Raw genomic sequence first — 6,764 nt, forward strand, 5'->3', positions numbered from 1 at the left:
TGGCGCGAGTGACGGGGCTCGAACCCGCGACCTCCGGCGTGACAGGCCGGCACTCTAACCGACTGAGCTACACCCGCGCATCGTGGAGGAAAGGCCGGAACGCCTTGCGGCACATCTCAAAATGGCGCGAGTGACGGGGCTCGAACCCGCGACCTCCGGCGTGACAGGCCGGCACTCTAACCGACTGAGCTACACCCGCACTTCATTTCAAGTCATCCGGAGCTTTCGCATCCTTTTCGAAACGGGCTGGCCGCTTCGATGAGCGGCTAACTAAGGGGTTCGCCTTTTAGTGTCAAGCAGGTTTGGAGACAAAACCATGACAGTCCGGAAATTGTTTTCAAAGCAAAGCCTAGAGCCCAGCGAGAGCGGCGGGCAGCGAGGCTCAGGCCGCCGGTCGTCCGCTGCATTTTACTGACGCTGGCAGCCGGTTAGGCCCGTCCGGCGTATTGCTCGTCGCTGACCTGCTCCATCCAGTCCGCAACGCTGCCGTTGAGTGATTCTTGGACCGCGATATGCGTCATCGCCGTTTCCGGGCTAGCGCCATGCCAATGTTTTTCACCGGGCGCGAACCAGACGGTGTCGCCCGGGCGAATCTCCTGAATTTCTCCTCCCCAGCTCTGAACGAGTCCCTTGCCCGACGTAACGATAAGCGTCTGCCCCAAGGGATGCGTGTGCCACGCGGTGCGTGCTCCCGGCTCGAACGTGACATGGGCGGCCCTCACCCGCGCCGGGTCCGGTGTTTCGATCAACGGATCCAGCCGCACGGCGCCGACAAAATAGTCGGAGGAACCTTTTGCCGAAGGCCGGGAACCGGCTGCCTTGATTTCCATGATGAGTCTCTCTTCGTTGATTGATCCGCTTCTGCAGAAGCTAGGTTATCGGTGACCTCATTTGAAGTGCAGCAGGGACGCGTTGCGCTCCGGTTTGCCATTGCCGCCCCTTAACAGGTCCACCGGACGGCGTTCTCGAAGAAGTAAGCCGCCGCCCTATTTTCCGGCGTGCGCGCTTGTCGGGTCGGTGTCCGGCTGATAGTCGCCGTGCGAGCTTTTTATTACGAATGGAGGATTCCCATGAAACAGCATTCTTTCGGCCGTATGCCGTTTTCGGTAAGCAATGTCGGCTTCGGCGCGTGGCAGATCGGCGGTTCCTGGGGCGATGTCAGCGAGGCTGATGGACGGGCGGCACTCAATGCCGCGCTCGACGCCGGCATGACCTTCATCGATACAGCCGACGTTTACGGTGACGGCCGATCGGAAAAGATCGTCGCCGAGGTCCTGAAGAGCCGTGGCGGCGTGCGCCCGATGGTGGCCACAAAGGCCGGGCGCCGGCTCAATCCACATGTCGCCGACGGCTACACCAAGGCCAACCTCGAAGGCTTCATCGAGCGCAGCCTGAAAAATCTGCAGGTCGATAGTCTCGATCTCGTGCAGCTTCATTGCCCGCCGACCGAAGTGCTTTACCGGCCGGAGGTGTTCGAGGGACTGAACGAACTGCAGAAGGCCGGCAAGATCAAGGGCTACGGCGTCAGCGTCTCGACGGTCGAGGAGGGATTGAAAGCAATCGAATTTCCGGGCGTTGAAAGCATCCAGATCATCTACAACATATTCCGCCAGCGTCCGGACCATCTGTTCTTCCCCGAAGCTCGTCAGAGGAACGTCGCCGTGATCGCGCGCGTGCCGCTCGCAAGCGGTCTGCTTTCCGGCAAGATCACCCGCGACACCAACTTCGCAAGCGACGACCATCGCAACTACAACCGCCATGGCGAAGCCTTCGATGTCGGCGAGACCTTCGCGGGCGTGCCGTTCGAAGTTGGCTTGCAGGCTGTCGAGGAGGTGCGCAAACTCGTGCCGCAGGGCGCCACCATGGCGGCCTTCGCGCTCCGGTGGATCCTCATGAATGATGCGGTCACCGTGGTTATCCCGGGCGCGCGCAACGCCGAACAGGCGAAAGCCAATGCGGCGGCTGCCAGCCTCGCGCCGTTGTCTCATGATGTGATGGAGGCCACCCGCGAAATCTACGAGCGGCTGGTTGCGCCGCATGTCCACCAGCGCTGGTAAACTGAACTGAAGACGGCTGACCGCGCCCACTCCGTCATGCTCGGCCCTGTGCCGAGCATCTAACTCCTCGCGGCCAGCAGATCCTCGGCACAAGGCCGAGGATGACGGAAATCGGGCCCGCAACAAAGCAAAGGCCGGGCTTTCGCCCGGCCTTCTTATTTCGTCCGGTCGATGACGGCTCAGTTCGTCGCGGTCAGGGTGACCGGGAAGAACAGCGTCTCTCCGGAAGAATCGCTGACGCCATCGTTGTCGGTGACGGCATAGGCCTTGCCTGACGCGTCGAAGGTGAAGCCTTCGAGCTTGTCGAGCACGTAACCGTTGGTCGCGGTCTTCAGCTCGTTGAGGAAGTCGTGGGCTTCGGTCTTCTTGACGACCGGCAGGTCGCCACCGAGCTTGGCGGGCTTCAGGTCGGATATGGCGACCTTGTAGAGCTTCTTCAGCTTGGCTGCATCGCCGACGAGGTTATCGCGCTCGATGACGTAGACGCTGTCGCCATGGGCGGAGATTTCCGACAGGCCGACCCAGCCGTTCTCGGACTTGTCGAGCGGATAGCGCACGGCGCCCCATTCCTTGCTCTTCGGATTGTAGGAGACGAGCTTGACGAAGCCCTTCTCGTCATCCTTCCACTCGCGCTGAACTGCCATCCACAGCGTTGCATCGTCGCCGGAACCGATGATCGTGACACCTTCGAAACCGTAGCGGATCTCATTGTCCGTCAGTTCCTTCGGCAGCGCGACCTCTGCCTTGATCTCACCCTTCGGGTTGACGTGGTAGAGCGCATGCGGCAGCAGCTTCTCGGTGTTGCCTTCCGAAGCGAGCCAGAACCAGCCCTTGTCATCGACCGCGACACCTTCGATGTCGAGCTTCTGGGCAGCCGCGCCATCGCGCTTGACGACGAGCGCATCGGTGATGACGGCCGGCTTCTGTGTCGCGTCGATCGTGTAGATCATCGGCTGCATGCCGAGAACGCTGTCAGAGACGGCGAAGAGCTGGCCAGCTTTTTCCGGAACGGCAGCAAGGCCCGAAAGCGCTGCAAAGCCGATCGGATTGCCGTCCTTCTCCGCGGTGACGATCTGCGGATAGGCCTTCTCGCCTTCGGCACGCTCATAGATCATGACGTGCGAGCGCGGGCCGCCATCTTCGCCGAGATCGGTTTCGTTGGCAGTGGCGAAGAGGTTGCGCTGCGGGATGGCGATCGCACCTTCGGGACCAATGCCCGACGGCAGAAGCTGAACGAGCTGCGGCTCAGCGCCGGTGTCCTTGTAAACGCCGACGACCGAAGCGCGTTCGGCGAGAAGGAAGAAGTACTGGTCGCCCCCGAACTTCGCGAGCTCCAGGCCCTCCGGCTCGACGCCCTTGGCCGAGGAGCGGCCTTCCGGATAGTGGCCGGTGGTGGCAACGGCGCGCTCGAAGGAGGAGCCCGATTCGTAGAGGACCTTGCCGGTCTTGTCGAAGATGGTGAAGCCCCGCGAGCCGCCTTTATAATCGCCTTCATTGGCGACGACGAGACGGTTGTCGTCCAGCCACTTTACGGCGTCGGGCTCGCGAAGCACGCCCTTCAGTTCGCCGGTGAACTTCAGCGCGCCGTCCTTCTTCGTGTCGATACCGGAAAGGTCCGTGCTGCCGGCAGAGAAATGCGTCTTCACCGTGCCGGTCTTGCCGTCGATGATGACGATCTCGTTGTTTTCCTGCAGCGTGAGCGCAATCTCGTCCTGGCTGTTGAACGAGACGAATTCCGGCTCCGGATCTTCCGGGGCAACGCCGGCAAGGCCGGTCAGGGTCACATGCTTGATCGTGCCGCAATCGACGGTGCCGCTCTTGACCTGGAAGATCACGAGGTCGCCGGCCGGCATCTGCGGGATCTTGCCGTCGTCGACGTCTTCGTCACGCTCGTTTTCGATGGCGATGGTGCCGAGCGTCTTGTCCTTGTTCAGAGCAATCGAATCCGGCTGGCCGCCGAGATCGCAGGTGTTTTCGATCTTCTTGGTCGCAACATCGACGATCGCCAGGCGGCCCGACGGCTTCCGCTTGCTCTCGCCGGTGTTGACGGCGACGAGCGCCTTGCCTGCGGTTGAGGTGACGGAGGTCGGCTCGCCGTCCATCATCAGGGCGCCGAGCGCCTTCGGCGCCTTGGCGTCGGTGATGTCGATGAAGCCGATCGCGCCGAGCGGGCTGTCGCTGTAGATCAACGTGTTGCCGTCATCAGTTGCGGTGATGATCTCGGCGGAGGTCGCCGACAGCTTGTCCTTGTCGGACGGCAGGTTCGAGGCGACCGGGAAGGACGCAATGCGATTGAAAACAGGCTCTGCAGCCGCCGGAAATGCAACGGATGCGAGGAGCACGGCAGCCAGCGCTGCCTTGCGCGATAGAATAGTCATGAAAACCCCCATGTATCGAATATTCGAAACCTGGGCTTTCTGCGGGACCGCTGTGACAGGCAGATGACAACCGCGCGTTTTCCACTCGTCTGCGCCGCCATTCAGACGCGAGTTCTCGCGATCGCCCCAACGCAAGAAGGGCCCGGCTTGCGCCGAACCCTTCGAAACCTGGACTGCCGGTCTCGTTACCCGGCGGCCAAGCAAATCTGATTAGCCGTTGACGGCGTCCTTCAGGCCCTTGCCAGGCGTGAACTTCGGCACATTGCGAGCCGGAATATCGACTTCGGCGCCGGTGGACGGGTTGCGGCCCTTGGTGGCAGCGCGATGAGAAACGGTGAAGCTGCCGAAACCGGCGAGACGAATGTCGCCCTTGTTCTTCAGTTCAGCCTGGACAACGTCGAAAACAGCGTCGACCGCGGAAGCAGCGTCAGCCTTGGTGAGGCCAGCCTTTTCGGCAACTGCGGACACGAGTTCATTCTTGTTCATGTTTCCACCCCTTTCAATGGTTCGAAACGACTCAATCTGTAAGCCAGGCACAGAATAAGTTTCATCAGGCCCGCCGCAACCCAAAAGCCCTGCAAATCAAGGAAAAGCAAGCACCTCCATGACGTTTTCACAAAAAAGGCTGGCGTTTTGCGCCAGCCTTTTCCCAGTTTTGCAGCAATTAGACGTCAATGTGGCAGATCGCCCTCAGTGAGCGATGGTTGTACCTGTGTCTTCGACGCCGTCGACCGTTGCGATGACCGGCGTTTCAACCGTTCCATCCCATTCGATCGGCTCCGGTCTGCGGACCAATGCATGCTTGATCACCTCACCCATGCGGGATACCGGAATGATCTCCATGTTGTTCTTCACGTTGTCCGGAATCTCGGCCAAATCCTTGGCGTTCTCTTCCGGAATGAGCACCTTCTTGATGCCACCGCGAAGCGCTGCAAGCAGCTTTTCCTTGAGACCACCGATCGGCAGGACGCGCCCGCGAAGGGTGATTTCACCGGTCATGGCCACATCCTTGGAAACCGGGATGCCGGTCATGATCGAGACGATCGCAGTTGCCATCGCGACACCAGCCGACGGACCGTCCTTCGGCGTCGCGCCTTCCGGCAGGTGCACGTGGATGTCGCTCTTGTCGAAGCGCGGAGGCTCGATGCCGAAATCGACGGCACGCGAGCGGACATAGGAGGCCGCCGCCGAGATCGATTCCTTCATGACGTCCTTCAAGTTGCCGGTGACGGTCATGCGACCCTTGCCCGGCATGATCACGCCCTCGATCGTCAACAGTTCGCCGCCGACTTCCGTCCAGGCGAGACCGGTAACGACACCGACCTGATCCTCGCGCTCGGCTTCGCCGTGGCGGAAGCGCGGAACGCCCAGATAGTCGTCGATGTTCTCGGCCGTCACGTGGACAGACTTCGTCTTGCCCTTGATGATCTCGGTGACCGCCTTGCGGGCGAGCTTCATCAATTCGCGTTCGAAGTTGCGAACGCCGGCTTCGCGGGTGTACTGCTGGCTGATCGCCATCAGGGCATCGTCGCTGACCGAGAATTCGCTCGGCTGCAGCGCATGTTCCTTGATGGCCTTCGGCAGCAGGTGCCGCTTGGCGATCTCGCGCTTTTCGTCCTCGGTGTAGCCGGCGATACGGATGACTTCCATGCGGTCCATCAGTGGGGCCGGAATGTTCAGCGTATTCGCCGTCGTGATGAACATCACGTCCGACAGGTCGTATTCGACCTCCAGGTAGTGATCCATGAAGGTCGAGTTCTGAGCCGGATCCAGCACCTCGAGCAGAGCCGAAGACGGGTCGCCACGGAAGTCCTGGCCCATTTTGTCGATCTCGTCGAGCAGGAAGAGCGGATTGGACTTCTTCGCCTTCTTCATCGACTGGATGACCTTGCCGGGCATCGAGCCGATGTAGGTGCGGCGGTGACCGCGGATTTCGGCCTCGTCACGGACGCCACCAAGCGCCATGCGGACATACTCGCGGCCGGTCGCCTTGGCGATCGACTGTGCGAGCGAGGTCTTGCCAACGCCCGGAGGTCCAACGAGGCACAAGATCGGACCCTTGATCTTGGTGGCGCGGGCCTGCACGGCAAGATACTCGACGATGCGTTCCTTGACCTTGTCGAGACCGAAGTGATCCGCTTCAAGGATCTTTTCGGCGTTGTTGAGGTCGGCCTTGATCTTCGACTTCTTGTTCCACGGAATGCCGAGCAGCCAGTCGAGGTAGTTGCGGACGACCGTCGCTTCGGCAGACATCGGGCTCATCTGCCGCAGCTTCTTCAGCTCGGCGTCGGCCTTTTCGCGCGCTTCCTTGGACAGCTTGGTCTTGGAG

The 6,764-nt window shown here is 61.1% G+C and carries 5 protein-coding genes and 2 tRNA genes; 1 reads left to right on the top strand and 6 read right to left on the bottom strand.

Annotated elements, in window-relative coordinates:
• The 3 genes from ACPYOI_RS33965 to ACPYOI_RS33975 all read right to left on the bottom strand — a co-directional run bounded on the left by ACPYOI_RS33965 (position 1) and on the right by ACPYOI_RS33975 (position 830).
• Positions 1-77 (bottom strand) — tRNA-Asp (locus ACPYOI_RS33965).
• Positions 78-122: 45 nt separating this feature from the next.
• Positions 123-199, bottom strand: a tRNA-Asp gene (locus ACPYOI_RS33970).
• Positions 200-428: 229 nt separating this feature from the next.
• The gene (locus ACPYOI_RS33975) at positions 429-830 is read right to left on the bottom strand and encodes a (R)-mandelonitrile lyase (RefSeq protein ID WP_481424011.1); all 402 of its coding nucleotides are present in this window, start codon (positions 828-830) and stop codon (positions 429-431) included.
• Between the two features lie 240 nt (positions 831-1,070).
• Here ACPYOI_RS33975 and ACPYOI_RS33980 point away from each other — a divergent pair, with 240 nt between their 5' ends.
• Complete coding sequence (locus ACPYOI_RS33980; RefSeq protein WP_481420176.1) at positions 1,071-2,057, top strand: aldo/keto reductase; 987 nt, start codon at positions 1,071-1,073, stop codon at positions 2,055-2,057.
• Between the two features lie 179 nt (positions 2,058-2,236).
• Here ACPYOI_RS33980 and ACPYOI_RS33985 read toward each other — a convergent pair whose 3' ends face one another.
• The 3 genes from ACPYOI_RS33985 to lon form a co-directional block, all read right to left on the bottom strand.
• Positions 2,237-4,447: an esterase-like activity of phytase family protein gene (locus ACPYOI_RS33985; RefSeq protein WP_481424012.1), complete on the bottom strand. Its 2,211-nt coding sequence runs from the start codon at positions 4,445-4,447 to the stop codon at positions 2,237-2,239.
• 198 nt (positions 4,448-4,645) lie between these two features.
• Positions 4,646-4,921: a DNA-binding protein HupB gene (gene hupB, locus ACPYOI_RS33990; RefSeq protein ID WP_168829191.1), complete on the bottom strand. Its 276-nt coding sequence runs from the start codon at positions 4,919-4,921 to the stop codon at positions 4,646-4,648.
• A gap of 204 nt (positions 4,922-5,125) precedes the next feature.
• On the bottom strand, positions 5,126-6,764 hold a 1,639-nt coding region (gene lon, locus ACPYOI_RS33995), incomplete at its 5' end, for an endopeptidase La (RefSeq protein ID WP_481424013.1).

The sequence above is a fragment of the Rhizobium sp. SVR5-2C genome (assembly GCF_056755115.1).

Bases quoted from the DNA above. Each gene is read 5' to 3' on its own strand.
- ACPYOI_RS33975 (WP_481424011.1), bottom strand. From the start codon at position 830: ATGGAAATCAAGGCAGCCGGTTCCCGGCCTTCGGCAAAAGGTTCCTCC.
- ACPYOI_RS33985 (WP_481424012.1), bottom strand. From the start codon at position 4,447: ATGGGGGTTTTCATGACTATTCTATCGCGCAAGGCAGCGCTGGCTGCC.
- ACPYOI_RS33980 (WP_481420176.1), top strand. From the start codon at position 1,071: ATGAAACAGCATTCTTTCGGCCGTATGCCGTTTTCGGTAAGCAATGTC.
- hupB (WP_168829191.1), bottom strand. From the start codon at position 4,921: ATGAACAAGAATGAACTCGTGTCCGCAGTTGCCGAAAAGGCTGGCCTC.